This window comes from Leisingera sp. F5 (assembly GCF_001593695.1).
In genome coordinates this window covers 45,738-71,285 of record NZ_LUKH01000006.1, presented here as the reverse complement: position 1 = coordinate 71,285, position 25,548 = coordinate 45,738, and the positions used below count along the sequence as shown (strand labels likewise).

At 60.7% G+C, this 25,548-nt stretch carries 29 protein-coding genes; 11 read left to right on the top strand and 18 right to left on the bottom strand.

The window, feature by feature from the left end:
- Window positions 1-8 precede the first annotated feature (8 nt).
- Together A2I95_RS05235 and A2I95_RS05230 are read right to left on the bottom strand one after the other, a co-directional pair.
- The gene (locus tag A2I95_RS05235; RefSeq protein ID WP_291728549.1) at window positions 9-1,361 is read right to left on the bottom strand and encodes a surface lipoprotein assembly modifier; all 1,353 of its coding nucleotides are present in this window, start codon (window positions 1,359-1,361) and stop codon (window positions 9-11) included.
- Between the two features lie 84 nt (window positions 1,362-1,445).
- Complete coding sequence (locus tag A2I95_RS05230) at window positions 1,446-2,366, bottom strand: thymidylate synthase (protein ID WP_291728547.1); 921 nt, start codon at window positions 2,364-2,366, stop codon at window positions 1,446-1,448.
- A gap of 416 nt (window positions 2,367-2,782) precedes the next feature.
- On the opposite strand from A2I95_RS05230, the gene A2I95_RS05225 reads away from it, so the two are divergent.
- Window positions 2,783-3,679, top strand: a complete 897-nt coding sequence (locus tag A2I95_RS05225) for a thymidylate synthase (protein ID WP_291728545.1) — start codon at window positions 2,783-2,785, stop codon at window positions 3,677-3,679.
- A 382-nt stretch (window positions 3,680-4,061) separates the two neighbouring features.
- On the opposite strand, the gene A2I95_RS05220 is transcribed toward A2I95_RS05225, so the two are convergent.
- Both A2I95_RS05220 and A2I95_RS05215 read right to left on the bottom strand, forming a co-directional pair.
- The gene (locus A2I95_RS05220; RefSeq protein ID WP_291728544.1) at window positions 4,062-4,265 is read right to left on the bottom strand and encodes a hypothetical protein; all 204 of its coding nucleotides are present in this window, start codon (window positions 4,263-4,265) and stop codon (window positions 4,062-4,064) included.
- Window positions 4,266-4,328: 63 nt separating this feature from the next.
- Window positions 4,329-4,682 (bottom strand): hypothetical protein, encoded by a 354-nt coding sequence (locus A2I95_RS05215; RefSeq protein ID WP_291728542.1) that lies wholly within the window; start codon window positions 4,680-4,682, stop codon window positions 4,329-4,331.
- Between the two features lie 278 nt (window positions 4,683-4,960).
- Here A2I95_RS05215 and A2I95_RS05210 point away from each other — a divergent pair, with 278 nt between their 5' ends.
- A complete protein-coding gene (locus tag A2I95_RS05210; protein WP_291728540.1) occupies window positions 4,961-5,440 on the top strand; it encodes a dihydrofolate reductase in 480 nt (159 codons plus the stop codon).
- A 55-nt stretch (window positions 5,441-5,495) separates the two neighbouring features.
- On the opposite strand, the gene A2I95_RS05205 is transcribed toward A2I95_RS05210, so the two are convergent.
- Window positions 5,496-5,702, bottom strand: a complete 207-nt coding sequence (locus A2I95_RS05205; protein WP_027259410.1) for a cold-shock protein — start codon at window positions 5,700-5,702, stop codon at window positions 5,496-5,498.
- A gap of 188 nt (window positions 5,703-5,890) precedes the next feature.
- Here A2I95_RS05205 and A2I95_RS05200 point away from each other — a divergent pair, with 188 nt between their 5' ends.
- Entirely contained in the window at window positions 5,891-6,208 is a 318-nt protein-coding gene (locus A2I95_RS05200) for an arsenate reductase family protein (protein WP_291728535.1), read from the top strand.
- Window positions 6,209-6,250: 42 nt separating this feature from the next.
- Entirely contained in the window at window positions 6,251-6,598 is a 348-nt protein-coding gene (locus A2I95_RS05195) for a hypothetical protein (protein WP_291728533.1), read from the top strand.
- A gap of 74 nt (window positions 6,599-6,672) precedes the next feature.
- Here A2I95_RS05195 and A2I95_RS05190 read toward each other — a convergent pair whose 3' ends face one another.
- From A2I95_RS05190 to thrS, 5 genes are all read right to left on the bottom strand, one after another.
- Window positions 6,673-7,236: a DoxX family protein gene (locus tag A2I95_RS05190; RefSeq protein ID WP_291728531.1), complete on the bottom strand. Its 564-nt coding sequence runs from the start codon at window positions 7,234-7,236 to the stop codon at window positions 6,673-6,675.
- Window positions 7,237-7,240: 4 nt separating this feature from the next.
- Window positions 7,241-7,996, bottom strand: a complete 756-nt coding sequence (locus A2I95_RS05185) for a DUF2063 domain-containing protein (protein ID WP_291728529.1) — start codon at window positions 7,994-7,996, stop codon at window positions 7,241-7,243.
- Window positions 7,993-8,847: a DUF692 domain-containing protein gene (locus A2I95_RS05180; RefSeq protein WP_291728527.1), complete on the bottom strand. Its 855-nt coding sequence runs from the start codon at window positions 8,845-8,847 to the stop codon at window positions 7,993-7,995. The genes A2I95_RS05185 and A2I95_RS05180 overlap by 4 nt, the downstream gene beginning before the upstream one ends.
- A gap of 68 nt (window positions 8,848-8,915) precedes the next feature.
- Window positions 8,916-9,221: a DUF2282 domain-containing protein gene (locus A2I95_RS05175; RefSeq protein WP_291728525.1), complete on the bottom strand. Its 306-nt coding sequence runs from the start codon at window positions 9,219-9,221 to the stop codon at window positions 8,916-8,918.
- Between the two features lie 221 nt (window positions 9,222-9,442).
- The gene (gene thrS / locus A2I95_RS05170) at window positions 9,443-11,389 is read right to left on the bottom strand and encodes a threonine--tRNA ligase (RefSeq protein WP_291728523.1); all 1,947 of its coding nucleotides are present in this window, start codon (window positions 11,387-11,389) and stop codon (window positions 9,443-9,445) included.
- A 282-nt stretch (window positions 11,390-11,671) separates the two neighbouring features.
- On the opposite strand from thrS, the gene A2I95_RS05165 reads away from it, so the two are divergent.
- Complete coding sequence (locus A2I95_RS05165; protein ID WP_291728521.1) at window positions 11,672-11,920, top strand: hypothetical protein; 249 nt, start codon at window positions 11,672-11,674, stop codon at window positions 11,918-11,920.
- 101 nt (window positions 11,921-12,021) lie between these two features.
- On the opposite strand, the gene A2I95_RS05160 is transcribed toward A2I95_RS05165, so the two are convergent.
- The gene (locus A2I95_RS05160) at window positions 12,022-13,029 is read right to left on the bottom strand and encodes a DUF4105 domain-containing protein (protein ID WP_291728520.1); all 1,008 of its coding nucleotides are present in this window, start codon (window positions 13,027-13,029) and stop codon (window positions 12,022-12,024) included.
- A 132-nt stretch (window positions 13,030-13,161) separates the two neighbouring features.
- On the opposite strand from A2I95_RS05160, the gene A2I95_RS05155 reads away from it, so the two are divergent.
- The 3 genes from A2I95_RS05155 (at window position 13,162) to A2I95_RS05145 (ending at window position 15,260) form a co-directional block, all read left to right on the top strand.
- On the top strand, window positions 13,162-13,911 hold the full coding sequence (locus A2I95_RS05155) for an alpha/beta hydrolase (protein WP_291728518.1): 750 nt from the start codon (window positions 13,162-13,164) through the stop codon (window positions 13,909-13,911).
- Between the two features lie 75 nt (window positions 13,912-13,986).
- Window positions 13,987-14,412: a VOC family protein gene (locus tag A2I95_RS05150; RefSeq protein ID WP_291728810.1), complete on the top strand. Its 426-nt coding sequence runs from the start codon at window positions 13,987-13,989 to the stop codon at window positions 14,410-14,412.
- A gap of 122 nt (window positions 14,413-14,534) precedes the next feature.
- A complete protein-coding gene (locus A2I95_RS05145) occupies window positions 14,535-15,260 on the top strand; it encodes an alpha/beta fold hydrolase (protein ID WP_291728515.1) in 726 nt (241 codons plus the stop codon).
- Here the strand turns inward: A2I95_RS05145 and A2I95_RS05140 are convergent.
- Together A2I95_RS05140 and phaZ are read right to left on the bottom strand one after the other, a co-directional pair.
- Entirely contained in the window at window positions 15,257-15,829 is a 573-nt protein-coding gene (locus A2I95_RS05140; RefSeq protein WP_291728514.1) for a DUF6151 family protein, read from the bottom strand. The genes A2I95_RS05145 and A2I95_RS05140 overlap by 4 nt on opposite strands.
- A gap of 4 nt (window positions 15,830-15,833) precedes the next feature.
- Window positions 15,834-17,108, bottom strand: a complete 1,275-nt coding sequence (gene phaZ / locus A2I95_RS05135) for a polyhydroxyalkanoate depolymerase (RefSeq protein WP_291728512.1) — start codon at window positions 17,106-17,108, stop codon at window positions 15,834-15,836.
- A gap of 132 nt (window positions 17,109-17,240) precedes the next feature.
- On the opposite strand from phaZ, the gene A2I95_RS05130 reads away from it, so the two are divergent.
- Window positions 17,241-19,043, top strand: coding sequence for a class I poly(R)-hydroxyalkanoic acid synthase (locus A2I95_RS05130; protein ID WP_291728510.1), 1,803 nt, complete (start codon window positions 17,241-17,243; stop codon window positions 19,041-19,043).
- A 132-nt stretch (window positions 19,044-19,175) separates the two neighbouring features.
- Window positions 19,176-19,625, top strand: a complete 450-nt coding sequence (locus A2I95_RS05125) for a phasin family protein (protein ID WP_024089573.1) — start codon at window positions 19,176-19,178, stop codon at window positions 19,623-19,625.
- 98 nt (window positions 19,626-19,723) lie between these two features.
- Here A2I95_RS05125 and A2I95_RS05120 read toward each other — a convergent pair whose 3' ends face one another.
- Entirely contained in the window at window positions 19,724-21,475 is a 1,752-nt protein-coding gene (locus tag A2I95_RS05120; RefSeq protein ID WP_291728508.1) for an adenylate/guanylate cyclase domain-containing protein, read from the bottom strand.
- 113 nt (window positions 21,476-21,588) lie between these two features.
- A complete protein-coding gene (locus A2I95_RS05115; protein ID WP_291728506.1) occupies window positions 21,589-22,458 on the bottom strand; it encodes an NAD-dependent epimerase/dehydratase family protein in 870 nt (289 codons plus the stop codon).
- Window positions 22,459-22,654: 196 nt separating this feature from the next.
- On the opposite strand from A2I95_RS05115, the gene phaR reads away from it, so the two are divergent.
- Window positions 22,655-23,209, top strand: a complete 555-nt coding sequence (gene phaR, locus A2I95_RS05110) for a polyhydroxyalkanoate synthesis repressor PhaR (protein ID WP_291728504.1) — start codon at window positions 22,655-22,657, stop codon at window positions 23,207-23,209.
- A gap of 182 nt (window positions 23,210-23,391) precedes the next feature.
- Here phaR and A2I95_RS05105 read toward each other — a convergent pair whose 3' ends face one another.
- The 3 genes from A2I95_RS05105 to A2I95_RS05095 form a co-directional block, all read right to left on the bottom strand.
- Window positions 23,392-23,586, bottom strand: a complete 195-nt coding sequence (locus tag A2I95_RS05105) for a hypothetical protein (protein ID WP_291728503.1) — start codon at window positions 23,584-23,586, stop codon at window positions 23,392-23,394.
- A 53-nt stretch (window positions 23,587-23,639) separates the two neighbouring features.
- Window positions 23,640-24,161, bottom strand: a complete 522-nt coding sequence (locus tag A2I95_RS05100; protein WP_291728501.1) for a hypothetical protein — start codon at window positions 24,159-24,161, stop codon at window positions 23,640-23,642.
- Window positions 24,162-24,253: 92 nt separating this feature from the next.
- Window positions 24,254-25,459, bottom strand: coding sequence for an aminotransferase class I/II-fold pyridoxal phosphate-dependent enzyme (locus tag A2I95_RS05095; protein ID WP_291728499.1), 1,206 nt, complete (start codon window positions 25,457-25,459; stop codon window positions 24,254-24,256).
- Window positions 25,460-25,548 lie beyond the last annotated feature (89 nt).

Below are 25,548 nucleotides of genomic sequence, written 5' to 3'. Positions count from 1 at the left end.
AGGCGCTCTCAGAATTTTGATTCGATGCCCAGGGAGACAGAGAATTCCGAGCTTTCAAAGCGGCTATGGTTCGAGAGTTTTTTCCCGGCACGCAATCGCAGCATCGGCGCGAAACCGGCATAGTCATAGTCTTCAAAGAATAGGTTCAAATCGGCGTAAGCGGAATGGTCCTGCCGTCCACCAGGAATAGGAATCCAGTCTGTTCCGTTGTTGAAGATGTAGGTGGGGTAGTCGGCAGCCCCTAGGATCAGCCCAGTGCTGACCTTGACCGGCCCTACTTTTCGACCAACGGTATAGCCGACCCTGAGTGTTGCGGATTTCGTGGTGGAGCTGTCGCTTTCCGCGTGGGTATCGCGCAGGCCAAGTGTGAAGTTCAGGTTGTCACCATTGGCCAGTTTCCGGGAGAGCGAAGCGCCTAAGCCAAACACATCTGCGTCCAAAGAAGCATACCGAGGATTCAGGCGGTGTTCGGCGCTTCCGTCAAGAGTGAAACGCATCTGAGGTGATAGCGCCCAACTGCGTGCTCCGGTCACCTTTACCAGATCATAGCTCCGTTCCCCGCCATACCAGGAAGTTGCACTTGTCACGGATATCCGGGCGCTGCCACCATTATTCTTGGGTCCTGCGGCAAAAGCATGGCTGAAGGTGACTTCACCGTAAGTGGAGCCGAATTCGGAGTTGCGCGGCACCGTTGTGCCAGTGTGCCCGGCCAATTCAGCGGCCTTTGCCTTGGCATTGGATGACAGAGCCACACGCTGAATATAGAGGCGGCCACTTAAGGACGTCAGGCTTGTTTCGTTTTGCCTCAAGCGGCGGCTGATGCCTGCGTCCAGCGTGCCGGTAACACCTGATAGCGCAACGGCTCTTGGCCCAAGCCTGTTCACATGGGAGGAGAGCCCGTCAATCTCCTGCGTTGCCGCATCCGAACCGCCGTTGACATTATTTGATGGTTTCACCCCCCCGCTTAGCCGGAAGGACCAAGGATTTATGCGCCGGAGGGTCTCGTAATCCTTGGCGATCAGGGTTTCGGCCGTGTCATCGGGCGCGTACACGGCAGTGCGGCGCAGCCAGTATTGCGACAGAGTCGGGCTGCCGCTCTGAAAAGCCAGGCGGGAAGCAAGCTGCGCCATCTGGTACTTTGCGGCGCCGTCAGGTGCAAAGCGGAAGGCGCGTGCGGCGGATTTTCGTCCTTCTCCGGGTTGGCCGATTTTGGCTTGGGCGGCTGCCTGCAGGTGCCAGGCAGTATGGTTTTTGCGGTCGGCCTGCAGCAAGGCGTTGGAGATCCGCAAGGCCAGCCGGGGGTTGCCGGAGTTCAGCGCATGTGCGCCTAAGGCGTGACCTTGCTGGACCGACAGATGCATCTGCGGCGCTGGTGCTTCTTGCGCATGGGGCTGGGCCGTTGCCAGGGTCAGCCCAAAGAGAGCCGCGGTGGCCTTGCGCATGGTTTAAGGATCAGGCTGGTTGCAGACCGGGTCGGGGCTGGCACCATCGCAAGAGCCGAGCACAAAGACCCCGTACTCCTCGATCGGGGGGGTATTCCCCGAAAAGGCTCCAATATGGCCTGTCGCGTGGACCGATCCCGCAACCGCTGCGGCATCCGTACCGGAAAAGACGCCACCGTATTCGCCAACACTTGTGCCTCCAGCATTGACAGCGCCTGTAAACGAACCGTCCGACGTTATCGCCGTGTTCATGAGGGTCAGATCCTCGACGGCTGTTGCAGGCAAGTCGGTGATCCGGCGGTTGTAGATCCGGCCTTTGACTTCACTGTCTTGTGTGAAGTCAGCATTGATGAAGACATCGCCGGTAACTTCAGCAGATTGGCCAGGGAGAATGGAAGGGTCGGTGCCAGGAGCCGGGGTGAGCAAGTCGCCGCCGTCGCCGTCAATGTTCAACAGGCCCACATAGGTGCCGGCATAGCTGACGATACCGCCGGCCCCCGCGTCCGTATCGGGAGCGGAAAAGCTGCCGGTGCGCCCGTAGGTTGTGCCGCCCTGGTAAGTGCCGAACTGTCCGCCTGTCACAACGACAGCAGCGTAACCGCCTTCTGTCTGACGCACATAGGCAGTCGAGTGCTCAGTCAGTGCGTTGTCCTGAACGGAATAGGCCTCGTAGCCATTGCGGTCTAAAGCAGGCTTGCGGACATAAGTCGCGGTAAAGGGTGTTTCATCCAGGCCGACACCAGTAACAGTCAGTGTTTGGTTGCCTGGGTCATAATCGACGCTCTCGAGGTCGTTTGCCAGTGCTTCGGGGATGGTGGTGGTCGGGTCACCTGTGGGATCATCCGTCGTCGTGTTGAACGGATTGCCCCCGCCGCACGCGGACAACGCGGTGACAACCGCCAGTCCCAGCCAATAGCGCCTCATCTGCCTCTACCTCAATATGTTTTATCGTTTTGCGCCACCTTCGGTCCGCACCGGCCAGTTGTCAATTGAACCGTTGGCATTTGGACGCAACCGTGGCGGATACGCTACCTGCATGTAGCTCGAATTCAGATCCGGCTGCGTATATGTTGTATGAAAGGAACGGCGTGGAGGTGTTTTTGATCTTGGCGCTTGATGGCGCAGCCGATATGCCGGGGCGTGAATTTCGGGTGCAAGTCGAGGAAAGCAGCCATACATCGGTATCTGGGCCGGCGCCGCGGCTTTCTGTTTCACAAAGCGTTGTGGAACGTCCTTGGGACAGAAGAATGAGCTATCACCCGGCACGGGTTATTCACTATGATTGAGAAGGGCTGCCACACAGTTTTCTGTTGATGGCAAAAAAATGTGGAGACAGAGGCATGCGGCACCCGGAATACCAGTACCTGGACCTGATCGAACGAGTCCTTGAATACGGGGACGAGCGGGTTGACAGAACAGGAGTCGGCACCCGCTCGCTGTTCGGCGCCATGGTCCGCTTTGATTTGTCGGATGGCACTGCGCCTATTCTGACGACCAAGCGCGTCTATTGGAAAACCGCAATCAAGGAAATGCTTTGGTTCCTGACCGGGGGCACCAATATCCAGCCGCTGCTGCGGGAGAATGTGCGGATCTGGACAGACTGGCCGCTGGCGGCCTATCGCCGCGAGACAGGCGAAGACATCACGCAACAGGACTTCGAGCGCAGGATTACCGAGGACGACGGTTTTGCCGCCCGATGGGGTGAGCTCGGCCCCGTATACGGCAAACAGTGGCGGCGCTGGATGGGATCTGATGGCCGCGAACATGACCAGATCGAGACGCTGATCCGCTCGCTGCGCGAAACCCCTGCGAGCCGGCGCCTGCTGTTCCACGGCTGGAACGTTGCGGAACTGGGGGAGATGGCGCTGCCGCCCTGTCATATGGTTTATCAGTATCACGTGACCTCCGACGGGCGCCTGAATTGCCTGTTGTTCCAGAGATCGGTCGATTTGCTGCTGGGCGCGGCGTTTAACTATGTGGGGGCCTCTGCGCTCCAGCTGATGCTTGCGCAACAAGCGGGGCTTCGCCCCGGTGAATTGGTTTGGGTCGGCGGGGATGTGCACCTTTACCGCAATCATTTCGATCAAGCGCGTGAGCAACTGGCACGTGACCCCCGTCCATTGCCGAAAATCTCGCTGACCAAACGTGCGGAGAGTATCGACGACTACCGGATTGAGGACTTTGAAGTCGAAGGTTACGACCCTCATCCTCACATCAAGGCCGACGTCGCGGTGTAATGTTAAACCGGCTGACGAGGCTGGTTTCCTGGGGCAGCCAAGGGCGGCCTCAAGCGGATCAAAACCGGCCGGGCAGGGTTGGGGGATGCGTCCCGGCGTTCCCAGTGGACTCACCCGCAGGTGCTGCAGGCAGCGCGGCACCTGCGGACGTTCGGCCTGCGGGGCATCAGCACGACGACACCGGCGCCGACCGCAGCATATCGCTGGCATAAGTGCTCCGCAGCGGCGCCGCTTCCTCCAGTCGTTTCAGTCGGCCGGTGTGCTTTCGATGCTGAGACACTTCGGTCAAGCTCAGCAGCTTTCGCTCCGCGTACAGTTCCGCCAGCAGCGCAAGCTGGCAGAATATTATCAAGACCGGTGATCCCAAAAGACACGTAACGATTCAGCCCCCGCTCAAGCACCGCCCCGCCCAAGCACCGCCCTGCCGATCGCGCGCTGTGCCGGTGCTGGAACCGGATCGGCGCCGGTCATCGCCGGGCCAGTTGGTGTAAACCACCCCGGCGGCGCGGGCGGCGCCCATTGTATTGGCGCTGAACATTTCCGTGAAGGCATTGGTCAGGAAAGCAAAGACGCCCGGTGCAGCCATGATGTCCTGCGTCGGCAGCGCGGGTTGCGTCGCCGCGCCAAAAGGCGCTCTCGTCCCGGCCGTTCAATTCGGCAACCAGCCGGTTTCAGAGCGGTATGCCTGAACGGTTTGTGCGATGATGGTCCGGCTGGCGGTGTTGACAAAGCCCAGTCGGATCACCGCGCCCGCGGCGCCATCACCCTGGAGGCTTTCCCGGTGCGGATGTTCGAGATCGCCGGCAGAGTGGCCGGGGAATACATCAACAGCCGTGCAAACAGGGTGCCGATCAGCAGCGAAGGGAAAAGGATTGAAATCGGGCTGAGCAAGCGCGGCGGGCGCTTGAGTTGTTTGAGAACGCAGCGCCAACCGCGCTTGCTCAGCCCAAAACCGGCGGCTATGAAATGCACATGCAAAATAGTCCGGTTCGGTCAGATTCAAGCGGGCGGGGCGCTGGAAAGGCCGGCAGACAGGTTACGGGCCGTGGCTGGCCTTTTTCAGGGGAAGAGCAGACCAGGGCAGGCGCGGGATGGGGCCATAGCGGCAATAGCCAATTCTAAGGGGACAGAAAAACCGTTCAACATATGCGTCATTTGCAGGTCAAAGGGCAGGGCGGCGCATTCTTCGATTTCACCGCCGGTGATTTCAGGATCCGGAATTTTGATCCCGGTCCGGACGTCAAGGCACCGGTTGCAATCTGAACAGCAAGGAAGACACTCATGATTACCCTGATCGCTGCGCGGGCACGCAACGGGGCCATTGGCAAGGATAATGACATCCCTTGGTTTGCGCCTGAGGATTTGAAAGCGTTTCAGCGCGAGACGCTGGGCGGCGCCATAATCATGGGCCGCAACACCTGGGACAGCCTGCCGGTGAAACCGCTGAAGAACCGGCTGAATCTGGTGGTGTCGTCAAATCCGCAGGCGGCAGAGGTTGTGCTGCCGTCGATCGGGGCGGCAGTGCAGGAGGCCTATGCGCAAGGCTACCGCCGGGTCTATGGCATTGGCGGCGAAGGCATCTACCGCGGTATGCTGGAAATGGCCGACCGGCTGCTTGTCACCGAGGTGGACCTGACCATCGAGGATGCAGATGCCTTTTTTCCGGAATTTGAGGCAGGCGAGTGGGCCAAGGCCGGGGAAACGGTTCTGCGCGGCAGCGATCCGGGCTGTGTGATGGTTGAGTATCTGCGGCGGGCCTGACGGGCTGTCTTTGCCTGCGCCCAGTCTGATCCCGGGCGCAGTGCAGATTAATCGGTCAAAGCTCTTTCAGCTCTGCGGCCATTTGGCGGCCATCGCGGCCTTCGGACAGCTCGTAGCCGACTTTCATGTTGTCCGCGAGGCCGGCCATGCCGGACCGTTCCACCGCGGAAATGTGCACAAACACATCCTTGCCGCCTTGATCGGGTTCAATAAACCCATACCCTTTGGTGGTGTTGAACCACTTCACGGTGCCACTTGGCATTTCCCGCGTCTCCTTCTACTTTGCACGTCGCCTTGAGGCTTCCCAAGACATCCGGCCCGTCCCGTTGTCTGAAGCGAGTGAGGTAAGGCCAGACAACTTTAAGTTTTACACGGGCTGCTCGAAAATCAAGAGAAACCGGCGCATTCCACCATAAATTGTGCGAGGTTCCCGGGGAGTATGGAGGATTAATGAAAATCTACGGGCTGAAAAACTGCGATACCTGCCGTAAGGCGTTGAAGAGTATCGAAAACTCAATTCTGATCGATATCCGCACAAGCGGCATGCCTGAGGGGGTGCTGGAGGCGGCTTATGCACAATTCGGCGCGAAACTGGTCAATACGCGGTCAACCACGTGGCGTGGTCTGAGCGAGGGGGATCGTGCAGGCGAGCCGCTGGCCCTGTTGCGGGAACACCCTGCATTGATGAAGCGGCCGCTGATCGACCGGGACGGGGAATTATTCCTGGGTTGGGATCAGAACGTGCAGGCGGCTCTTGGCGGATCTTAGACCGCTGCCTATGTCGTTACTGCAAGTTTCGGGAGAGGCAATATGCGCAACGCAGCCCTGGTATTGGGGATCATCGCCGGTGTTTGCGGCATGATCGTGGGCTTTTTCGGCTATGGCTACACTGCGGCGGTGGAGCATTTCGGCGAGGTCGAAGGGCTGGCTGAACAAGTCGGTAACGTGGAACGGCTGCGGCTGCTGGCGGTGCTGTCGCCGCTTTTGGCGATTGCCGGCGGTGCGATGGCGCGGGCGCGCGCATTGTGGGGCGGGGGCCTGCTGCTGGCATCGGCTGCGGGGATGTATGCGGGGTTTGGCCTCAACGTCTTTACCATCTTCCCGCTGAGCTTTGCCGCGGCGGCCGGGAAGCCGGACGAGCCCAAGGCGCACTTCTAAGATACGCCGCTCTTCCATGAAAAAGGCGCCGCTGCCGGGGCAGGGCGCCTTTGCTATGTTTAGACCGGAGCGGGTCAGGCGATGGCTGGCTCCAACTGGCGGCGCAGCAGTGCGTCCACCGACAGGGCGCCTGCGCCTTTCACCACCAGATAGGTCAGCACGAAGATCCAGAACAGGCGCTGATCCAGGATCACGGCATCCGGGAAGCGATCGAACAGAGCGCCAAGGGTCTTGTCGTCCGTGGCGCCATGGCCGATGACATCGGTCAGGGACTGAACGATGATAAAACCGATCATGCCGAAGGATGCCAGACGGGTGGCCAGGCCGATCACGATCATCAGCGGCAGGATAAACTCGGCGTAAGTGCCGGCAAGCACCACCAGTTTCTGGAACAGGCCGAATTGCGAGACGTCATAGCCTGCGGCCTCCAGCTGTTTCGGGAAGATCTGGCTGTAGGCGCCGATGGAGGGGCTGAACAGGCCAAAGATGCCGTCGCCCAGCTTGGTCAGGCCGGAGTTCCAGTAGTAAAGAAGAAGTGTGGAGGCGAAGACAAAGCGTGCCGCGAGCGGCATCAGCCAGTCGCCGGCCTTTTCCACCAGGCCGAAAACTGCGTTGTGAATGGAGACAAGTGCGTGCATGGTCTTACCCTTTGCTGTCCAGTCCTGTGATCGCGCCGCCCTGCAACAGCAGGGCCAGCGTGGCACCCAGGTCGAATGTTTCGTCTTCGGCGGCGGCCTGTTCCAAGGCTTCGCCGATGCTGGCGCCCCCCATCAGGGCGCGGATCCAGGCTGCGCCCGCGGGCGGCAGAAGCTGGGGAATGGGGTCGAATTCGGGGCGGGTGATCAGCACGTCCTGGGCCTGCGCCTCAGGCTTGGGGGCGCCGTCTTCGGTGTTGTAGCGCCACAAGCCATGAATGGGCCATGGTGAGCACAGGACCTGCACCGCAGGGGCCAGGGCCACGCGTGTGTTCATCAGGTCCTCGGGCGTCAATGCGCCCAATGCTTCGGGTGCGATGGGCGTTGCATCCGCGGCGTGGTATGCGCGGCGCAGGGCCAGTTCCAGCCGGGCCGCATCGCCCAGATAACCCAGGTGCTTGAGTGGCTCCATGCCCTCCAGGAAGGCGGGGAAGTGTTCGCCATAAAACATCATCAGCGGCGAGGACGGCGGATACTGGCGCAGGTAGATGCCGGCAAGCCCGTCCATGTTCTGTTTGCCCAAGAGTTTGGCAATCACCGGGAAGGCGCTGTGCATGGCCTCGGTCAATGAGACAGCGACATTGTTGCGGTAGACGCTGAAGCGGCGCCCGGCGGGCTGGGCCTGATGATCTATCAGGCCATCGGGTACCTGCTGTCCCGCATCCATCATGGCGCGGGCGAAGTCTGTCTGGGTCACGCTCATGCCGGGACGCGCTCCAGCGCGGTTGCGGCGCGGGCGGCCTCGGCTTCCAGCACAGGCCAGTCCGGCACGTCGTTGTCCCATTCGATCAGAACCGGCTTGGAGCCGGATTTGGCGAGGGTATAGTCCAAAAGTGCCCAGACCGGGTCTACTATCTCGGCGCCATGACTGTCGATCAGCAGGGGATGGCCGTGCTCGTCCTCATCCTCTTCATGGCCGCCGAGGTGGATTTCACCCACCTTGTCCAGCGGAAAGGCGTCAATGTAGCCCTGCGGTGAGAAGCCGAGATTGGTGGCCGAGACAAAAACGTTGTTCACATCCAGCAGCAGCCCGCAGCCGGTGCGGCGGGAGATCTCGGACAGGAACTCCGGCTCGGACCAGGTGCTTTCGGCAAAGGCGAGGTAGCTGGAGGGGTTTTCAAGCAGCATCCGCCGCCCGATAGTGTCCTGCAATTCGTCAATGTGATCGCAGATCCGCTGCAGGCTGGTGTCCGTGTAGGGCAGCGGCAGCAGGTCGTTGTAGAAATGGCTGTCGTGGGTGGACCAGGCCAGATGTTCGGAGAAGCTGGCGGGGTTCAGCCAGGACACCAGATGCTTGAGCCGGGCGAGGTGGTCTGCGTCCAGCGGGCCTTCGCCGCCGATCGACAGGCCCACGCCATGCACCGACATGGCAAAATCTTCAGCAAGACAGCGCAGCTGCGCAATCGGGCGTCCGCCGTCCCCCATGTAGTTTTCTGCGTGGATTTCCAGCCATTTGACAGCGCCCGGATCGGCAGTGATCTGGGCGAAATGCTGCGGCTTGTAGCCAACGCCGGGGGCGGCAGGCAATCTGTCATGTGCAGCGGCGTCAAGCATGGGAAGTCCTGTTTCCGGGTGCAAAAAGGGCGGGAATTCACACTCCCGCCCCCATATTCAAGCGGCGCTTATGCCGGCAGGTCGCGTTCCAGCGGTTCCAGCGAACCCTTGCGCGCAGAGCCGTCTGCAGTTGCCGGCAGTTCCAGGCCCTCGCAGGTGCCTGCATCAACCAGCGTCCAGGCGTTGCCCTGGTAGTCGGTGGTCGAGGTGCCCGCACAAGTGGTGCCGGGGCCGGCGGCGCAGTCGTTCTGGCCGGCCAGCGAAACGCCGTAGCACTTTTCCTTGGTGGCGGCTGCAGCGGGGATGGTCGAAGCGGCGGTCAGTGCGGCGGCAACGGCGCTTGCAACGGCCAGGGATTTTGCGGTGTTCGACATCTCGTGAATTCCTTTCGGTTTAACATGCGGTGTCGTGATGACAGGGAAACCCTAACCCGTGGTTTCCGGGATTTTAAGTCACGACCCCGTGTCTCACGCCTGCGTCAGCGTATGTGACAGCGGAACGCCGGGTAAAGAGCTGATTTCAGGGAGAATTGCAGGCGTTTGTAACAAAACGGCCCCCGAATGGGGGCCGCTGATGCTGATCTTCCCGCGAAATGTTACAGAAGGTCCGGCGGGGTCGCTTCCACGGCCAGCGCCTTTGTAACATTTTCCAGGGTGTCGACCCTGGTCTGCTTTTCACCAAGACGGCGGACGGAGACGGTGCGCTCCTCCACCTCGCGGTGGCCGACGGCAAGAATAACCGGCACCTTGCCCACCGAATGCTCGCGGACCTTGTAGTTGATCTTCTCGTTGCGGATGTCGGCCTCGGCGCGCACGCCGGCCTTTTGCAGATTGGCAACAACCTCCTGCACATAGTCATCTGCATCAGAGGTGATCGAAGCGACGACAACCTGGCGCGGGGCGAGCCAGAACGGCAGCTTGCCAGCGTGCTCTTCGATCAGGATTCCGATGAAACGCTCGAAAGAGCCCAGGCAGGCGCGGTGCAGCATGAACGGGCGGTGCTTGTTGCCGTCGGCGCCGATAAAGCTCGCTTCCAGCCGCTCCGGCAGGTTGGGATCAACCTGCAAAGTGCCGCACTGCCAGTTCCGGCCGATGGCATCGGTCAGCGTGAATTCGAGCTTGGGACCATAGAAGGCGCCTTCGCCTTCAAGAAGCTCATAGTCATAACCGGCCGCCTTGCAGGCATCACCCAGGGCCTTTTCCACCAGATCCCAGCTTTCGTCGCTGCCGATCCGCTTTTCCGGGCGGGTCGAGAGCTTGATGGTCCAGTTGTGGAAACCGAGGTCGGCATAGACCTTGGACAGGAAGGCAATGAACTTGGCGGTTTCAGACTCGATCTGATCCTCGGCGCAGAAGATATGGCCATCGTCCTGCGTGAAGCCGCGCACCCGCATGATACCGTGCAGCGCGCCCGAGGGTTCATACCGCGCGCAGGAGCCGAATTCGGCCATCCGCAGCGGCAGGTCGCGGTAGGATTTGAGGCCCTGGTTGAACACCTGCACGTGGCAGGGGCAGTTCATCGGCTTCAGTGCGTTGATCGCCTTTTCACGGGCATGATCCTCGTCCACTTCGACGATGAACATATTCTCTTGGTATTTATCCCAGTGGCCCGAAGCCTCCCACAGTTTGCGGTCCACGACCTGCGGGGTGTTCACCTCGACATAGCCGTCGCGCTCCTGCATGCGGCGCATGTAATCCTGCAGCTGGGTGTAGATGCGCCAGCCGTTCGGGTGCCAGAAGATCTGGCCCGGAGCTTCTTCCTGCATGTGGAACAGGCTCATCTCGCGGCCCAGCTTGCGGTGGTCGCGCTTGGCGGCCTCTTCCAGCATATGCAGGTGGGCTTTCAGCTTTTCCTTGCCGGTGAAGGCAACGCCGTAGATCCGCTGCAGCATGGCGCGGGAGCTGTCGCCGCGCCAGTATGCGCCTGCGATGCTCATCAGCTTGAAGGCGTCACCCGGCAGCTGGCCGGTGTGCTGCAGGTGCGGGCCGCGGCAGAGATCCTGCCAATGCCCATGCCAGTACATGCGCAGCGGCTCATCGCCCGGGATGCTCTCGATCAGCTCGACCTTATAGGGTTCGCCCAAGTCGGTGTAATGCTGGATCGCGCGGTCGCGCTCCCAGACCTCGGTGCGGACTTCATCACGCTTGTTGATGATGTCCTTCATCTTTTTCTCGATGGTGCCGAGATCTTCGGGGGTGAAGGGCTCAGCCCGGTCAAAGTCGTAGTACCAGCCGTTTTCAATAACCGGGCCGATGGTGACCTTGGTGTCGGGCCAGATTTCCTGCACCGCGCGGGCCATGACGTGCGCCAGATCGTGGCGGATCAGTTCATTGGCCTGAACCTCGTCCTTCATGGTGTGGATGGCGATGGCCGCATCTGCATCAATCGGCCACTGCAGGTCCCAGTGCTGATCGTTGACGGTGGCGGAGATGGCCTTTTTGGCCAGTGAGGTGGAAATGCTGGAAGCCACCTGCGCAGGGGTTACGCCTGCGTCATAGGATCGTGCATTGCCATCGGGGAAGGAGAGAGAGATTTGGGCCATTGTCTGGCTGCTCCTCGTCGGTTTGGCGCCCACAGAACGCCCGGTTGCGGGTATGTGTTTCGTCCGCGCGTTTTGCGGTCAAAGCAGGGCCAAGTCAAGACGGGTTTGCATGTGTCTGTTATTGCCCCGGAAAATTTCACTGTGTGCCTATGTATGCGATTGCACATATATGTATACAGGTAAGCATCTGAAAAATAACAAAAAAATATTGCAATGCAAAACGGTCTGGGGCAGTGTGGCCAGAAGATTTATACCCATGGACATACCCGGAGGAGTGTTCCGATGACCCGCCCGAACCCGAACTTTGACCTGACGGTTGAAGATGTGGACCTGATTGAAACCGCGCTGTGCCAGTCCAGGGAAATCCTGTCGCAGCGCCGTCTGTCTTATGAGCATTGCGCCCATGTCGAAGGCGGGCCGAGCCGGGAGAAGGCACGGCTGACAGGTGAGGCATTGACCCGGATACAGGATTTGCTGGGGCGCTTGAGCACGCAGAAAACCGTTTCCAGCCCGGCTGCCGTAGTTTCGTGACTATGCCCATAGGTGCTTGCTGAATTTATCTGCAACAGAAAACAGGCGAGGGGCCGGCCCCTCGCGCTCCCCGGGGTATTTTAAACCAGAAAGAAGCCGGATCAGTTCGATATGAACGCGGGGATGCCTTGGCGGATCACTTGGGAATAATCCGGGGTCACGCCGTGGGCCTGGGCAATTGCTGTGATGCTTCCCAGGGCACGCAGTTCTTTGACCGTGCGGGCCTGGTCCAGCACGCCCTGTTCCCATGCATAATCCGGCAGATAGCCGTTTGCCAGCACCCGCCAGTCCAGCGGGACCTCGTCTGCAAAGGCGCGGATCATTGTCATCACCACGGTGGTGCAATTGGTGGTGAGTGAATTATACCACTGCGGCCGGGCGGCGAGGCTGTTGGCCGCATCGACATATTGCATCAGCAAGGTGCGGGCGGTCTCGGCGCTGACGTCAATGCGGAACAGCTGCACGTTCTCGCCGCGGGCATTGGTGCGGGTGCCAACCACGTCGCGTTCATCGGCGGCAAGGATCACCAGGGTGTTGGATTTGAACAGGTCCGCAATGGGTGAGAAGCCGCCGCCAAGCTGGCGCCGCACCTCGACCGACCAGGCGATGTGATCGCCGTTTTCAAAGCCGAAGCTGACGATCATATGGGCCATTTGCGGGCCGGCCCAATAGGACATGAACAGATCCACGGTGCCGAGCGTGGTCAGGTCATAGCTGCGGGTCTCCCAGCTTTCGCTGAAGTCTTCAGGGGTTTGCCAGTCGAAATTGCGCACATCGGTGAGCGTGAGGGTGTCGCCTTCCACCCGGCCGGTGACCTGGCGGGCCACGTCAGGGGCCCAGTTGCGCGCGTCCGGCGGCGTCAGGGTGGACCACCACAGGATCACCGCAGCCAGAGCCAGGGTGAAGGTGGTCAGCGCGCGCGCGGCACGCCTGCGGAACAGACCGGCAATAACGGTGAGACCCAGGAACGCAAACCCGCCTGCCAGCAGGCCGCGCGGTATCGTGCCAAAGGGCAGCCGGTACCACAGCGCCAGGGCGGCCCAGGCGGTGGTCAGTGCCACGGCCAGGATGGCGGCGGTGATCGCAATGCTCTTAATGAGTCTGAACATGCCCAAGGTCCCTTGAAAATTTTCGCGGACCATAAGGAGGCAGGCGGGGGGGGGGCAAGCAGGGAGTGCCGGCGCTTGCGGGGCAGGCGCTGCCATGCCACATCTTAGGGAAAAGGACAGGAGACCAACAACATGCCCGCCACATCATTCCTCGAGACCGCGCAAGGCCGCCGGATTGCTTATCACAAGAGTGAGGGGCAGGGGCCGTGCGTGGTGTTCCTGGGCGGCCTGAAATCCGATATGGAGGGCACCAAGGCGGTGCATCTGGAGGCATGGGCCAAGGCGCGCGGGCATGCCTTTCTGCGGTTTGATTACTCCGGCCACGGCGAAAGCTCGGGCACGTTTGAGGAAGGCTGCATTGGCGATTGGCACGAGGACACGCTGGAGGCGGTGGCGCAGCTGACCGAGGGGGGGATTATCCCTGTCGGGTCGTCTATGGGCGGCTGGCAGGCGTTGCTGCTGGCGCGCGAAATGCCGGAGCGGATCAAGGGGTTGGTGACCATCGCCGCGGCGCCGGATTTCACCGAGGACGGGTACTGGGCCAATTTCTCGGATGCGCAGAAGGCCGAGCTGCACAGCCGCGGCTATGTGGAACTGCCCAGTGACTACATGGAGCCCTATCATATCTCCAAGCGGATGATCGAGGATGGCCGCAAACGGCTGGTCCTGCGCACGCCGCTGTTCCTGCCTTTCAAGGTCCGCTGCTTGCAGGGGACCGCGGATACGGCTGTATCGACGGAAACCGCGCTGCGGCTGATGGATCACGCGACCTGTCCGGATATGCGGCTCAACCTGGTGAAAGATGCCGACCACCGGTTTTCGGACGAGGCCTGCCTGAAGATGATGGAAGACGCGGTGCTGGACGTTCTGGGCGGCGCCTGATGCGGCTGTTTGGGCGCGCCCCGGAGCGGCCTGGCCGGACGCAGCAGAGTGGTTGAAAATGCAAAGGATTGAATGATGGAACAGAGGGTGAGCCTGATTACGCTGGGCGTGCCGGATATGGCCAAAGCCGCTGCCTTTTATGAGGCTTTGGGCTGGCGGCGTGCAGAAAGTCCGGACGGGGTGATTGCCTTTGATCTGATCTCGCAGACCTTGGGGCTGTATCCGCTGGCGGCGCTGGCGGCGGAAACCGGTCTGCCGGAAGCAGAATTGGGCACCGGTGCGATGACGCTGAGCCACAACACCCGCAGCGAGGAAGACGTGGCTGTGCTGCTGGCGGCGGCAGAGGCAGCCGGCGCGGAGGTTCTGAAGCCTGCGCAGGACGTGTTCTGGGGCGGGCACCACGGCTATTTCCGCAGCCCGGACGGGCATATCTGGGAGATTGCCTTTAACCCGTTCTCACCCTTGGCGGAGAATGGCGCGTTCCGCTGGAACGGCCACTGAGCGTGGCAGGGCGGCGGCAGCTGTTCCGTAAATCTCTGCCGCCGCGAGGTTTTTCTTGATCCGCGGGTTCGTTCTTCGCAGAGTTGAACCAACGGGTGGAAGGCAAACCGCGAGGGCAGGATATGCCTTATGACCAGCAACCGTGCCGCGAACCTTTGGTTCTGCTGCCGGGGATGATGTGCGACGGCCGGATTTTTGACGCTCAGGTCAGGAGTTTTTCCGGCAGTATGCCGGTGATGGTGCTGCCGCTGGTGGGCGGCGACACGGTGGAAAAGATCGCCGCGCGGATGCTGGGCCACCTGCCGCCGCGGTTTTCCCTTGCCGGTGTGTCGATGGGCGGGATCCTGGCGATGGAGCTGCTGCGCCGCGCCCCCGAGCGGATCAGCCGGCTGTGCATCATGGGAGCCAGCCCGCTGGCCGAGACGCCGGATCAGGCTGCCAACCGCGAGCCGCAGATTGTTGCCGCCCGCGCCGGACGGCTGGAAGACGTGCTGCGCGAGACCATGCCAATGGAGGCATTCGCACCCGGGCCTTTGCGGCTGGAAGTTCACAACATGTTCTGCCGGATGGGATTGGAGCTGGGGCCGGAGATGTATGTGGCGCAGGCGCGTGCCCTTCAGCGGCGGCCGGACCAGCAATTCACGTTGCGGCGGGCGCATGTGCCGACGCTGGTTCTGGGTGGAGAACATGACACGATTGTGCCGCCAGCAAAACTGGATCTGCTGGCGCAGCTGATCCCGGATTCGCGGCTGGAGATCCTGCCTGAGGCTGGACATTTGCCGGTGCTGGAACAGCCCGACGCTGTCAACCGGGCGCTGCTGCACTGGCTGGCCGTGCCTGTGCCCTAAGGGTAGAGTCTTGCGCGCTGGTCTTTGCTGAGCAATTCGGGCTCGGCCACCGGTTTGCCGGTTTCTGCATCGAAGAACGGCGTTTGCTGCCATTTTCCGGACAGGCGCGAGGTGATCATCCGGCTGAGGATGCCCCAGGCCATCACCCCGCCGCCCTTGGTCCGGGACTGTTTGCCTGTAGCCGGGAGGAAAGCCTTGGCGCGGATTTTGCCAAGCGCGGATTTATCTTTGAACACGTCTGAGCGTATCCCGGCAAAGGGCAGCGCGGGCTTGGCCAGCGTGTTTGCAAATGGCGTGCCGCAGCAGGACGCGTACCAGCGCAAGGGGCCGCGAGGGCCAAGGCGCAGGGCTTTCAGGTGCGCGGCGCCCTGAGTAACGGAGATGCTGTCCGGCGCCAGCTGGAACAGATCCACCGGATCCGGCGCCGGGTCGGGCTGGCCGTGGTACAGTTCATTGGCGCGGCAGTCAGCGCAATAGCAGACAACACGGGTGCCGCCTTTGATGCCCTGCGCGGAGACTTCACCGCGCAAGGTCCCGCAGTTGCAGGAAAACGCCAGCCCGCCGCCCATGCGGTCAGGCTGCCGTGTTCTTGTTGGCCGGTTTGCGGCCCGGCTTTTGGCGGCTGTTGGCGTTCATGAAATCAATCACCAGCGGACGGATATTGTCGCGCCAGCTGCGGCCGGCAAAGATACCATAGTGGCCGGCGCCCGGCTCCAGGTGGCTGGCCTTCATGCTTTCAGGCAGTCCGGTGCACAGATCCAGCGCCGCGACGCATTGGCCGGGGGCAGAGATATCATCTTTGGCGCCTTCGACAGTTTTCACCGCCACATTGGTGATCTTGCCAATATCGACCTTGTGGCCGTTCACGGTGAATTCGTTGCGGGCGATTTCGCGTCGTTTGAAGACACGCTCGACGGTGGACAGGTAGAATTCGGCCGTCATGTCCATGACGGCAAGATATTCGTCGTAGAAACGGTTGTGGGCGTCGTGATCCGAGGCCTCGCCGCGGGAAACGCGGTGGATCTGGTCCATGAAGGCCTTGGAATGGCGCTCGCCGTTCATCGACATGAAAGAGGAAAGCTGCAACAGGCCAGGATAGACCTTGCGCCCCACGCCTTTGTATTTGTAACCGACCCGCTGGATCATGGTTTCTTCCAGCTGGCCCATGGTGACGCGGCGGCCGAAATCGGTGACCTCGGTCGGGGTGGCATCCGGATCCACCGGGCCGCCGATCAGCGTCAGGGATGACGGCTGCGCCTGGGGATCCTGCTCGGCCAGATAGGCGGTCGCAGCCAGGGTCAAAGGCACCGGCTGGCAAACCGCGACCACATGGGTGTCGGGGCCCAGCTCGCGCATGAAGTCGACGAGGTAGAGCGTGTAATCCTCGACGTCGAATTTCCCCGCGGAAACAGGGATATCGCGCGCATTGTGCCAGTCCGTCACATAGACTTCACAGTTCACGATCAAGCTTTGGACGGTAGAGCGGAGAAGGGTGGCGTAATGGCCGGACATCGGAGCAACCAGCAGCACCTTGCGGGGCTGTTCCTCGCGTCCGTTGACCTTGAAGTGGAGCAGATCGCCGAACGGGCGTTCAACGACAGTGGTGATGTCCACCAGATGGTCCTTGCCGTCTTCGCAGGTGAAAGTGCGGATACCCCAGTCAGGTTTCACCACCATCCGCTGGTAAGTACGTTCCGTCACTTCACCCCAGGCGGCCATCCAGCTGAGGGCAGGGTTTGGCAAGGCGGAAAAGACCGGGTAAGATGCCATGGAGAGGGCGGTGGCGCCCAACCATTGGTTGGTGTTCCGGACGGTCTCCATCAGATCGTAGGTCATCATGTATCGCATGCGTGTCTCCTTCGGGCTCTGCCCCTGCGTCATCGGACCATCAAATCCGGAACATTGGACCAATCGCCGCTTCGCCCTGAAAAATGCAGAAGGTATTCTGCATAGCAGAAAGCCTATGAGGGATTCATTTATATGACAACTAGTGACGAATTATCCGCAGCGGCCAATTCTGAGAGCATTGAAAAGCTTAAGGAAAACATGAGCCGTGTTGAGGAGCTGAGCAAGCGTCTGGCCGATGTCATGTCCCGGAAGACCCCGCATAACGCTGCTTTGGACGGCCCGAATCAAGAGCTTTATGCACGTGCAGCAACCGCCTATTGGACGGAGGCGATGCAAAACCCTGCCAAGATCCTGGAGCAGCAAGTCGAATACTGGAGCAAATCGGTGCTGAATTTCGCCGAAGCGCAAAAGACCTTGGCCGGTCAGATGGGCAGCGCGGACGACGGCGGCGCCAAGGACCGCCGGTTTTCGAATCCTTTGTGGGAGAGCAGCCCGTATTTCCACTTTGTGAAGCAGCAGTACATGACCAACGCCGATGCGATCCGCAAAGCGGTGCAGGATGCGAGCGAGTTGGACGGCAAGGACAAGCAGCGGCTGACGTATTTCGCCGACCAGATCATCGAGATGATGTCGCCGACCAATTTTCTGCCCACCAATCCGGATGCGCTGGAAAAGGCTGTTGCGACCGAAGGCCAGTCGCTGATCGACGGGCTGGAGAATCTGGTCACCGATCTGGAAGCCAACAATGGTGAGCTGGTGGTGCGGCTGGCGGATGAAAGCGCCTTTGAGCTGGGCGGCAACATCGCGACCACGTCCGGCGATGTGGTCTACCGCAACCGGATGATGGAGCTGATCCAGTACAAACCCGCGACGGAAACCGTGCATGAGACCCCGATCGTGCTGTTTCCGCCCTGGATCAACAAGTTCTATATCCTCGACCTGAAGGCGCAGAACAGCATGATCAAATGGGTGACTGAGCAGGGCTATACCCTGTTCGTCGTCTCCTGGGTCAATGCGGATGCCAGCCATGCCGACGTGGGAATGGAAGACTACATGCAGGAGGGTTTCCTGACTGCGATTGAGACGGTCAAGGAGATCTGCAAGGTCAAGCAGGTGAACGCGGTGGGCTATTGCATTGCCGGCAGCACGCTGAGCCTGACATTGTCGCTGTTGAAGCAGCGTGGCGACACTTCGGTAAAATCGGCAACCTTTTTTACCACGCTGACAGACTTCGGCGATCAGGGCGAATTCACGCCGTTCCTGCAGAATGATTTCGTTGACGGGATCGAGGCGCAGGTGGAAGAGGAAGGGCTGCTGCGCTCCTGGGTGATTGCCCGGACCATGTCGTTCCTGCGTTCCAAGGATCTGATCTATGGCCCCGCCGTCAAAAGCTACATGATGGGCGAGACGCCGCCGGCCTTTGATCTGCTCTATTGGAACGGCGATGGCGCCAACCTGCCGGGCCGGATGGCGGTGCAGTATCTGCGGGGCCTATGCCAGAACAATGAATTTGCTCGCGACGGGTTTGAGCTGATGGGGCACAAGCTGCATATCAAGGATGTGGATGTGCCGCTGATGTCGATCACCTGCGAGACCGACCATATCGCCCGCTGGAAAGACTGCTACCGCGGCGTGCAGCAGATGGGATCGCGCAGCAAGAGCTTCATCGTGTCTGAGTCCGGCCATATCGCGGGCATCGTCAACCCGCCCAGCAAGAAGAAATACGGCCACTACACCAATACCGATCTGAAAGGGGACAGCGAAGCCTGGATGGAAGGTGCGGAATATCACGAAGGCTCCTGGTGGCCGCGTTGGAATGAGTGGCTGAAGAAGCGCTCCGGCAAGCAGGTTCCCGCCCGTGAAGCCGGCGATTCGGGCTACCCCTCTTTGATGCCTGCCCCTGGATCTTATGTAAGGGTCAAGGCAAACCGTTGATTTGACGGGATTTGCGATTTTTTTCTGCACTGCAGCATCAAAAACCTTGAAATGCTGCAGTGCGGCATGCATATTCCTCTCATGCTAAGAGCGCAGGATGGTCCTGCTGCAGCTTTCTGAGGAATTAGAACTATGGCAAAGACCCAAGACTTCACCGCGATGATGAAAGACTTCATGGGCGCATTCCCGGTCGACACCAAAGCGATGGAAGACGTTTTCAAAAACACCGCAGCCCTGAACGAGAAGCTGTCCGCCGTTGCGCTGGACGCTGCCGGCAAATCCGCCGAGATCTCGAACAAGTGGACCAAAGAAACCATCTCCAAGCTGGGCGATGTGTCCAAAGTCAAAGCCGACCCGGCCGACTATGCCAAAGCCGCAACCGATTTCGCCTCCGCTTCCGCTGAAGTGGCTGCTGAAAACATGGCTGCCTTTGCTGAGATCGCCAAGAAGGTCCAGATGGAAACCGTTGAACTGGTTATGGCTGCCGGCAAAGACATGGGCGAAGAAGCCACCGCAGCTGTGAAGAAGGCCACCGACGAAGTGACCTCTGCTGCGAAAAAAGCTTCGGCTGCTGCGAAGTAAGATCGACCGCAGACCGGCCCTGGCTCTCCTCCCTGACGGAGCCGGACTGTGAGAAAGGGCAGGCCGCAAGGCCTGCCCTTTTGCTGTTCAGGGGGCACTCACTCCGGCAATCCGGCCCGCCGCAGCCCGTCGCAGTAATGCTCCAGATCTGCTGCTCTGACAAAGGGGAGGGTCTTGCTGATGCGGGCGAGCGAAAACTCCGGCTCCAGGCCAAGGATGCGCCCGCATTCCCGTGCCGCCGCAGCCCTGTCCCCCAATTGTGCGTAGCAGGCAGCCAGATGGCGGTGCGGGGCCGGAAAGCCGGGAAACAGCCCGACAGCCTTGTTCACTTCTGAAATGCCGGGCTGGTACTCCCGGCACATGTACAGCGCCAGCCCCCTGAACCAGTGGAAATAGGTTGGATGGAACGGGTTGCGGCCAGAGGCTTGATCCAATTCGGCAAGGGCCTTTTCGGGCTGGCCCCGGTACACATAGGACAGGCCGCGGAAGGCCATCGCGTCAGTGTCGTTCGGATTCAGGGCAAGGGCGCGCTGGAAGTGGTCCTCCGCCAGGGGAAATTCTCCCTTGAACAGATGCATGACGGCCAGCCGGCGTTGCACGACGCTGTCCAGCGGGTCGATACGGGCTGCGCGGCGCAGATATGGGAAAGCCTGATCCAGGGTGTCTTCAGGGGACAGGCCCCAGCCGCTCATCCATTCAACCAGATATGTGAGCGCCAATCCGGAATAGGCCGACGGATTCCCCGGATCGCTGTCACAGGCTTTCTGGTACAACTCCCGGCACTGATACAGGGTGTTCCGGGTGTCGAGGATCAGAGCTTTGGCTTGCAGGACCAGTTCCTTGGATGTCCAGGGGCCGCCGCTGGCCAGCACTTCGGCTGATTTGCGTTTTGCAGTGGCCTGCAACTGTCCGGCCAGGGTTTGAGTGATCTGGCGGGCCAATGCGTCCTGGTGGCTGAAACCGGCCTGATTATCCTGGTCGTATTGTTCGCTTAGCAGCGAGGTTCCGCTGTAACCATCTGCCAGCGAAACAGCGACACGCAGGTGTCCGGACCGTTGCCGCACCGTGCCCTCAACCAAGTAACGGACGCCCAGTTCCACTGCAGCAAGGGATGTTTCAGATGCGCTGCTGGCAAAACGAAGTGCAGTGGTGCGGGAAATGACGCGCAACTCGCGGAACCGGGAAAGACCGATGGTAATGTCTTCGGTCAGGGTTTCGGCCAGGCTGTCTGCGCCGGGGGCAGCGGGGGATTTGTTCAAGAACGGCAGAACGGCTACGGACACTTCGTAGGCGGGGCCTTCTGCTTCAAAGCGCGGCATCGGGTTTTCGGCGATGCGGAAGATCCGAACCGGGTCAGAGATGTTGCGGATAACCTGCAGGCCGAGGTCGTCAAAGGCAGCATTGATCCTGCCGCGGACCTGTTCTTGAACCGTGCCGGAAACACAGATTTCACCGGGGCCTGCAAGGCTTTCGAGGCGGGCGGCGATGTTGACGCAATTGCCGAACAGATCGTCCCCGGCAGCAATGACGGTTCCTGTGTGAATTCCCATTCTCAGGTGCAGATGGGGCGGAGGGCCGCTGGCAACCGCAGCAGCGGTCAGCTTGGCAATCAGCAAGGCGGCTTTCACCGCGTGCACAGAGGTTTCGAACTCCAGCAGAAAGCCGTCGCCCTGTGTTTTGACAAGCCGGCCTGAATACTGCTGTGCGGCCGGCACGACGATATCGTCCGCAAGAGTGCGAACGGCAGCGACCGCTTCCGCTTCCCCGGTCTCAACCAGTGCGGAAAACCCAGCCACATCAGCGATTAAAACAGCAGCTTGTCTTTGTCTGTCCCCTTGGTCAGCCATCATTCCCGCTACCACAGACTCAAAAGACTCTGCCTGAATTATATCACATCGAGAGTTTTTTGCTGCACCTCAATTTCAAAATGTTCGATATTTGTTCATGGGAGGCTGTCTTGAGGTCAAAACTGCGCATTGCGGAAACTGGTGTATTGCGGCTCCCAGCCGGTCATTTGGCGCAGTTTTGCAGACTCCATCTGCTGATCCAATGTCGGACCCTCGGCCCAATCGCCGTATTTAATCAGCACGTGTTTGAGGCTGCGCACAACATAGCTGGCATCATGGCCGTGGCGCCGGGCGATCTCGCGGGTGATCTCTGCCACGGGCACGCCGGTTTCGGCACTGGCATTGAAGTGGCCTGTTAGCTTGGGGCGTTCCATCAGCAGCCGGTAGGCGCAGGCAAGATCTGCCCGCTCGACCAGGGGCCAGCGGGTTGCGACACTGCCCCAGATCTCAAACGGCATCATCAGGCGGGCGGCCTCCAGATAACGGGAAAACACACCGCCTTCAGGATGGTAGACCATCGCCGGGTGGATCACCGCGGCGGAAACGGCGGGGGCAGCAAGAGCGGCACGGGCGTTCTTCTGCATCCAGGCAAAGGGTTTGATTGGCCGCATGGGGCTGACCTCATCGGCGATCCGGTTGCCAGTCGCGCCGTACAGCCAGCAGCCCCCGGTATAAATCAAGCGCAGAGGGTCCGGGCGCAGGGCCGCCTGGCGCAGGATGGCGCCCATGGCGGCGGTGTCCGCCTCTGCCATGTCCGGACCAAAGGTGGCCGCAAGCTGGATCAACCCGTCCACATGGGCGACCTCGCGGACCCAGCTGCCGGGGTGGCGCAGATCGCCGCGCAAGGGGCGGGCGCCCATTGCTGCCAGTTTGCGGTCCGAGGCATCCGAGCGGCTGAGGCCGGTAACGTCATGCCCGTACCGGATCAGGTTTTGGGTGACGGCGGTGCCGATGGATCCGGTGCCGCCGAGGATAAAGATTTTCATGTCCCGCGTTGTCCTGCTGCAGATTCTGTCGCGGAGTCCTTTGTGAAATCTCAAGCCTGGTTGAGGTCAAGCGTCCTGAATGCGGGCGCTGCAGGGCTGTAGAGAACAAATGTTGCGGAAAACCTGCGGAGGCTTCCCTTTTGTTCTGCGCTGGCATAGGCTTTGCTGCGATGCGTCATGACCGGGGAGGGATTACATGACAGAACAGGACAAACCCTTGCTGATAAAGCGGTATGCAAGCCGCAGGCTTTATAACACTGAGACCAGCGATTACGTCACGCTGGAGGATATCGCGGGGTTCATCCGGGAAGGGCGCGAGGTGCAGATCGTCGACCTGAAAACGGGCGATGACCTGACACGGCAGTATCTGCTGCAGATCATTGCAGAGCATGAAAGCCGCGGCGAGAATGTGCTGCCGGTGAATGTGCTGAACGATCTGGTGCGCAGCTATATGGTGCCCGGCGGCGGGGTGATGCCGCAGTTTCTGCAGTCTTCCTTTGATATGCTGCGCGAAAGCCAGTCAAAGATGATGGAGAACATGAGCGCGATGAATCCTATGGCCAAGATGCCGGGGTTCGAAGCGATGAAGGCACAGCAGGAAGCGTTTCTGAAGGCGATGACCGGCGGCCTTGGCACGGCCGGGTGGACTGGCGGCGCACCCGGAGAAGAGAAATCCGAAGGCGGCGAGGATCTGGACGACATCAAGAAGCAGCTGGCTGCGCTGCAGGAGAAGCTGTCGAAGATGAAGTGAGGCGATTGGCGGCAGCGGGGGGCTGAGCAACGAGGGGCTCCCGCCTGTTCGCAAACAGTCTGCGACTGTTTCTCACAGTTGGGCGTGGCACCGCGTTGCGGTGCCATTCTTTTTGTGAGGTTTCTGTGTAAGAATTGCAGCGCCCGTGCGCTGCGCCGGGATTCAGACGCCAGGTTCGGCTGTCAAGCGCCCGGTTTGATTTTCAGGATATTGTGCAGCCGGTGGTACGGCGCGTTCCTGACGATCTTGTCCAGATCACCGGTTTCCGGCTGCGGTTTGGAGCGATAGAACAGATAGACGCTTGCAGCAAATGACAGGGTGCAGGCCCCGGCAATTGCGCTGGCGATGACAGTTTCCATTCCCATGGCTTCAAACATGCTGTTCTCCGGTTTCAGGACCAATATAGGCGTGGAGTGTTGAAATTTCCATATCACTTTGCACTGCCCGTGTTCTTTGCGGCTTCCAGCACATGGCGGGCCAGTGTTTCCGCGGCTTCGCGTTCTTGCGTATTGATCCGCCGCCGCGCCCGTCCGCCGAGGCGGGACGCGGTGGCGAAGATGAAGCCTGAAAAGGATAGCAGCGTCAGGCCAAAGGCAAGACCGCCCGTTACAGTGCCTGCAATGGCAGCGCCGAAGCTGGCCAGCAGCGCACCGGCTGCCAAGCGTTGCGACCATTGGCCGATCACCTGATCGGCATCCTGTGCCTGGGCTTCCGCATTTCCGGCCCGGGTGGCAAAGGCGGTCAGCAAGTCAGCCACCGTAACCCCGGTTTCCGGGTCGTTCGCGGCCCCGATAGCGGCCAGAAGCGCAGCCCGCTCACCGCTGCTGGCGGCAACCGCGCGGATGATCTGCGTCAGGTCTTCCTCGTTGATCGGATCACCCATGCTAAGGGCATTGGCCATTGCCACCAATGCGGTGGCCGGGCGCCGTTCGAATGCGGGAAGCGGTGTCATGGCGGTAAACTGGAGGGCACAAGCCAGGATTGCAATCACGAAAAACCCCGGCGCGCGGCCGGGGCTGTACCTTGTTCAATCTCCTGTGGTGTTCAGGCCGCGGCCCTGCCTGTGCTTTCCTCAGCCGCAGCCAGCAGGATATCTGTAACCACATCCAGTTCTGCACGGGTCAGACGCACTGGCAGGCGCACGTCGCAGGCCTTCATCAGCATGGAGCGGGTTTGCGGCAGGTCGGGCTGGCCGCCCAGGAATTGCCAGTTCCAGAAGGCGCGGGCGTTGTCGGTGGAGAGGCCGAAAACCTGCACCTTGACGCCTTTGGATCCTGCTGCAGCAGCAAAGGCACGGGTCTGTGCCTCGCTGAGGCCTGCAAGGTTGAACTGGATCGAATCCGGCGCGCGGCGTTCAGGGGCCAGCGGTGCGGGCACGTCGAAGAAAGGGGAGGCATTCAGACGTCCGGCCACATAGTCATGGTTGGCCAGCCCGTCGCGCACCCGGCGCGCCAGTTCCGGCAGCTGCGGGCGGATCACAACAGCGGACAGGTTGCTCATCCGCAGGTTATACAGCGGCAACTGGTTCTGCCACTTGGCAAAGGCCTGCTCCAGATCCGGGGTGTTTTCCCCGTGCGGGCCCTTGTGCTTTTTCCAGTTGTGCTCGTAAGCGCCGGACATGATCGCGGCGCGCGCGACCAGGTCGGCGTCGTCGGTGATCAGGATGCCGCCTTCACCAGCGTTGACCATCTTGTAGGACTGGAAGGAGAAGCAGCCGGCCTTGCCGATGGTGCCGATGTTCTTACCGCTCCAGGTGGTGCCCAGCGAATGAGCCGCGTCCTCGACCACCGGGATGCCGCGGGCATCGCACAGCGCCATGATCGCATCCATGTCGGAGGTATGGCCGCGCATGTGGCTGATGATCACCGCCTGCACGCTGCCCAGCTTGGCCTCAAAGTCACCCATGTCGATGCGGTAGTTGTCGCCGACTTCACACAGCACCGGCACGCAGTCGGCATGAACGACCGACGACGGCACGGCGGCAAAGGTAAAGGCCGGGATCAGCACGCGGGCGTCGCGGGGCAGGCCAAGCGCCTTCAGCGACAGGAACAGGGCGGCCGAGCAGGAGGAGACCGCCAGCGCGTATTTACTGCCCAGCAGTTCAGCATATTCCTGTTCCAGCAGCGTAACGGGCGCGTCTTCGGGCGCGGTGTAGCGGAACAGATCGCCCGACTGCATCAGGGCCTCGATTGCCTCAAGGGCGGCTGCGGGAATGGGTTCAGCGTCATGAACGTTGGGCGGCAGAGCCATATTTCAAAATCCTGAATTGTTTCTTTAGGAAATGTAAAACCAGCGGTCAAAAATGCCAAGAGGCGACGCTGCGGAAAATGCCGCGCAGG

Excerpts from the sequence above, each read along its gene's own strand:
- A2I95_RS05130 (WP_291728510.1), top strand. The coding sequence starts at position 17,241 with ATGACAACTAGTGACGAATTATCCGCAGCGGCCAATTCTGAGAGCATT.
- phaR (WP_291728504.1), top strand. The coding sequence starts at position 22,655 with ATGACAGAACAGGACAAACCCTTGCTGATAAAGCGGTATGCAAGCCGC.
- A2I95_RS05140 (WP_291728514.1), bottom strand. The coding sequence starts at position 15,829 with ATGGGCGGCGGGCTGGCGTTTTCCTGCAACTGCGGGACCTTGCGCGGT.
- A2I95_RS05185 (WP_291728529.1), bottom strand. The coding sequence starts at position 7,996 with ATGAGCGTGACCCAGACAGACTTCGCCCGCGCCATGATGGATGCGGGA.
- A2I95_RS05095 (WP_291728499.1), bottom strand. The coding sequence starts at position 25,459 with ATGGCTCTGCCGCCCAACGTTCATGACGCTGAACCCATTCCCGCAGCC.
- A2I95_RS05115 (WP_291728506.1), bottom strand. The coding sequence starts at position 22,458 with ATGAAAATCTTTATCCTCGGCGGCACCGGATCCATCGGCACCGCCGTC.
- A2I95_RS05230 (WP_291728547.1), bottom strand. The coding sequence starts at position 2,366 with ATGAGGCGCTATTGGCTGGGACTGGCGGTTGTCACCGCGTTGTCCGCG.
- A2I95_RS05220 (WP_291728544.1), bottom strand. The coding sequence starts at position 4,265 with ATGGCTGCACCGGGCGTCTTTGCTTTCCTGACCAATGCCTTCACGGAA.
- A2I95_RS05200 (WP_291728535.1), top strand. The coding sequence starts at position 5,891 with ATGAAAATCTACGGGCTGAAAAACTGCGATACCTGCCGTAAGGCGTTG.
- A2I95_RS05180 (WP_291728527.1), bottom strand. The coding sequence starts at position 8,847 with ATGCTTGACGCCGCTGCACATGACAGATTGCCTGCCGCCCCCGGCGTT.
- A2I95_RS05120 (WP_291728508.1), bottom strand. The coding sequence starts at position 21,475 with ATGATGGCTGACCAAGGGGACAGACAAAGACAAGCTGCTGTTTTAATC.
- A2I95_RS05165 (WP_291728521.1), top strand. The coding sequence starts at position 11,672 with ATGACCCGCCCGAACCCGAACTTTGACCTGACGGTTGAAGATGTGGAC.
- phaZ (WP_291728512.1), bottom strand. The coding sequence starts at position 17,108 with ATGCGATACATGATGACCTACGATCTGATGGAGACCGTCCGGAACACC.
- A2I95_RS05205 (WP_027259410.1), bottom strand. The coding sequence starts at position 5,702 with ATGCCAAGTGGCACCGTGAAGTGGTTCAACACCACCAAAGGGTATGGG.
- A2I95_RS05225 (WP_291728545.1), top strand. The coding sequence starts at position 2,783 with ATGCGGCACCCGGAATACCAGTACCTGGACCTGATCGAACGAGTCCTT.
- A2I95_RS05100 (WP_291728501.1), bottom strand. The coding sequence starts at position 24,161 with ATGACACCGCTTCCCGCATTCGAACGGCGCCCGGCCACCGCATTGGTG.
- A2I95_RS05105 (WP_291728503.1), bottom strand. The coding sequence starts at position 23,586 with ATGTTTGAAGCCATGGGAATGGAAACTGTCATCGCCAGCGCAATTGCC.
- A2I95_RS05160 (WP_291728520.1), bottom strand. The coding sequence starts at position 13,029 with ATGTTCAGACTCATTAAGAGCATTGCGATCACCGCCGCCATCCTGGCC.
- A2I95_RS05155 (WP_291728518.1), top strand. The coding sequence starts at position 13,162 with ATGCCCGCCACATCATTCCTCGAGACCGCGCAAGGCCGCCGGATTGCT.
- A2I95_RS05195 (WP_291728533.1), top strand. The coding sequence starts at position 6,251 with ATGCGCAACGCAGCCCTGGTATTGGGGATCATCGCCGGTGTTTGCGGC.
- A2I95_RS05210 (WP_291728540.1), top strand. The coding sequence starts at position 4,961 with ATGATTACCCTGATCGCTGCGCGGGCACGCAACGGGGCCATTGGCAAG.
- A2I95_RS05150 (WP_291728810.1), top strand. The coding sequence starts at position 13,987 with ATGGAACAGAGGGTGAGCCTGATTACGCTGGGCGTGCCGGATATGGCC.
- A2I95_RS05125 (WP_024089573.1), top strand. The coding sequence starts at position 19,176 with ATGGCAAAGACCCAAGACTTCACCGCGATGATGAAAGACTTCATGGGC.
- A2I95_RS05145 (WP_291728515.1), top strand. The coding sequence starts at position 14,535 with ATGCCTTATGACCAGCAACCGTGCCGCGAACCTTTGGTTCTGCTGCCG.
- thrS (WP_291728523.1), bottom strand. The coding sequence starts at position 11,389 with ATGGCCCAAATCTCTCTCTCCTTCCCCGATGGCAATGCACGATCCTAT.
- A2I95_RS05235 (WP_291728549.1), bottom strand. The coding sequence starts at position 1,361 with ATGCATCTGTCGGTCCAGCAAGGTCACGCCTTAGGCGCACATGCGCTG.
- A2I95_RS05190 (WP_291728531.1), bottom strand. The coding sequence starts at position 7,236 with ATGCACGCACTTGTCTCCATTCACAACGCAGTTTTCGGCCTGGTGGAA.
- A2I95_RS05175 (WP_291728525.1), bottom strand. The coding sequence starts at position 9,221 with ATGTCGAACACCGCAAAATCCCTGGCCGTTGCAAGCGCCGTTGCCGCC.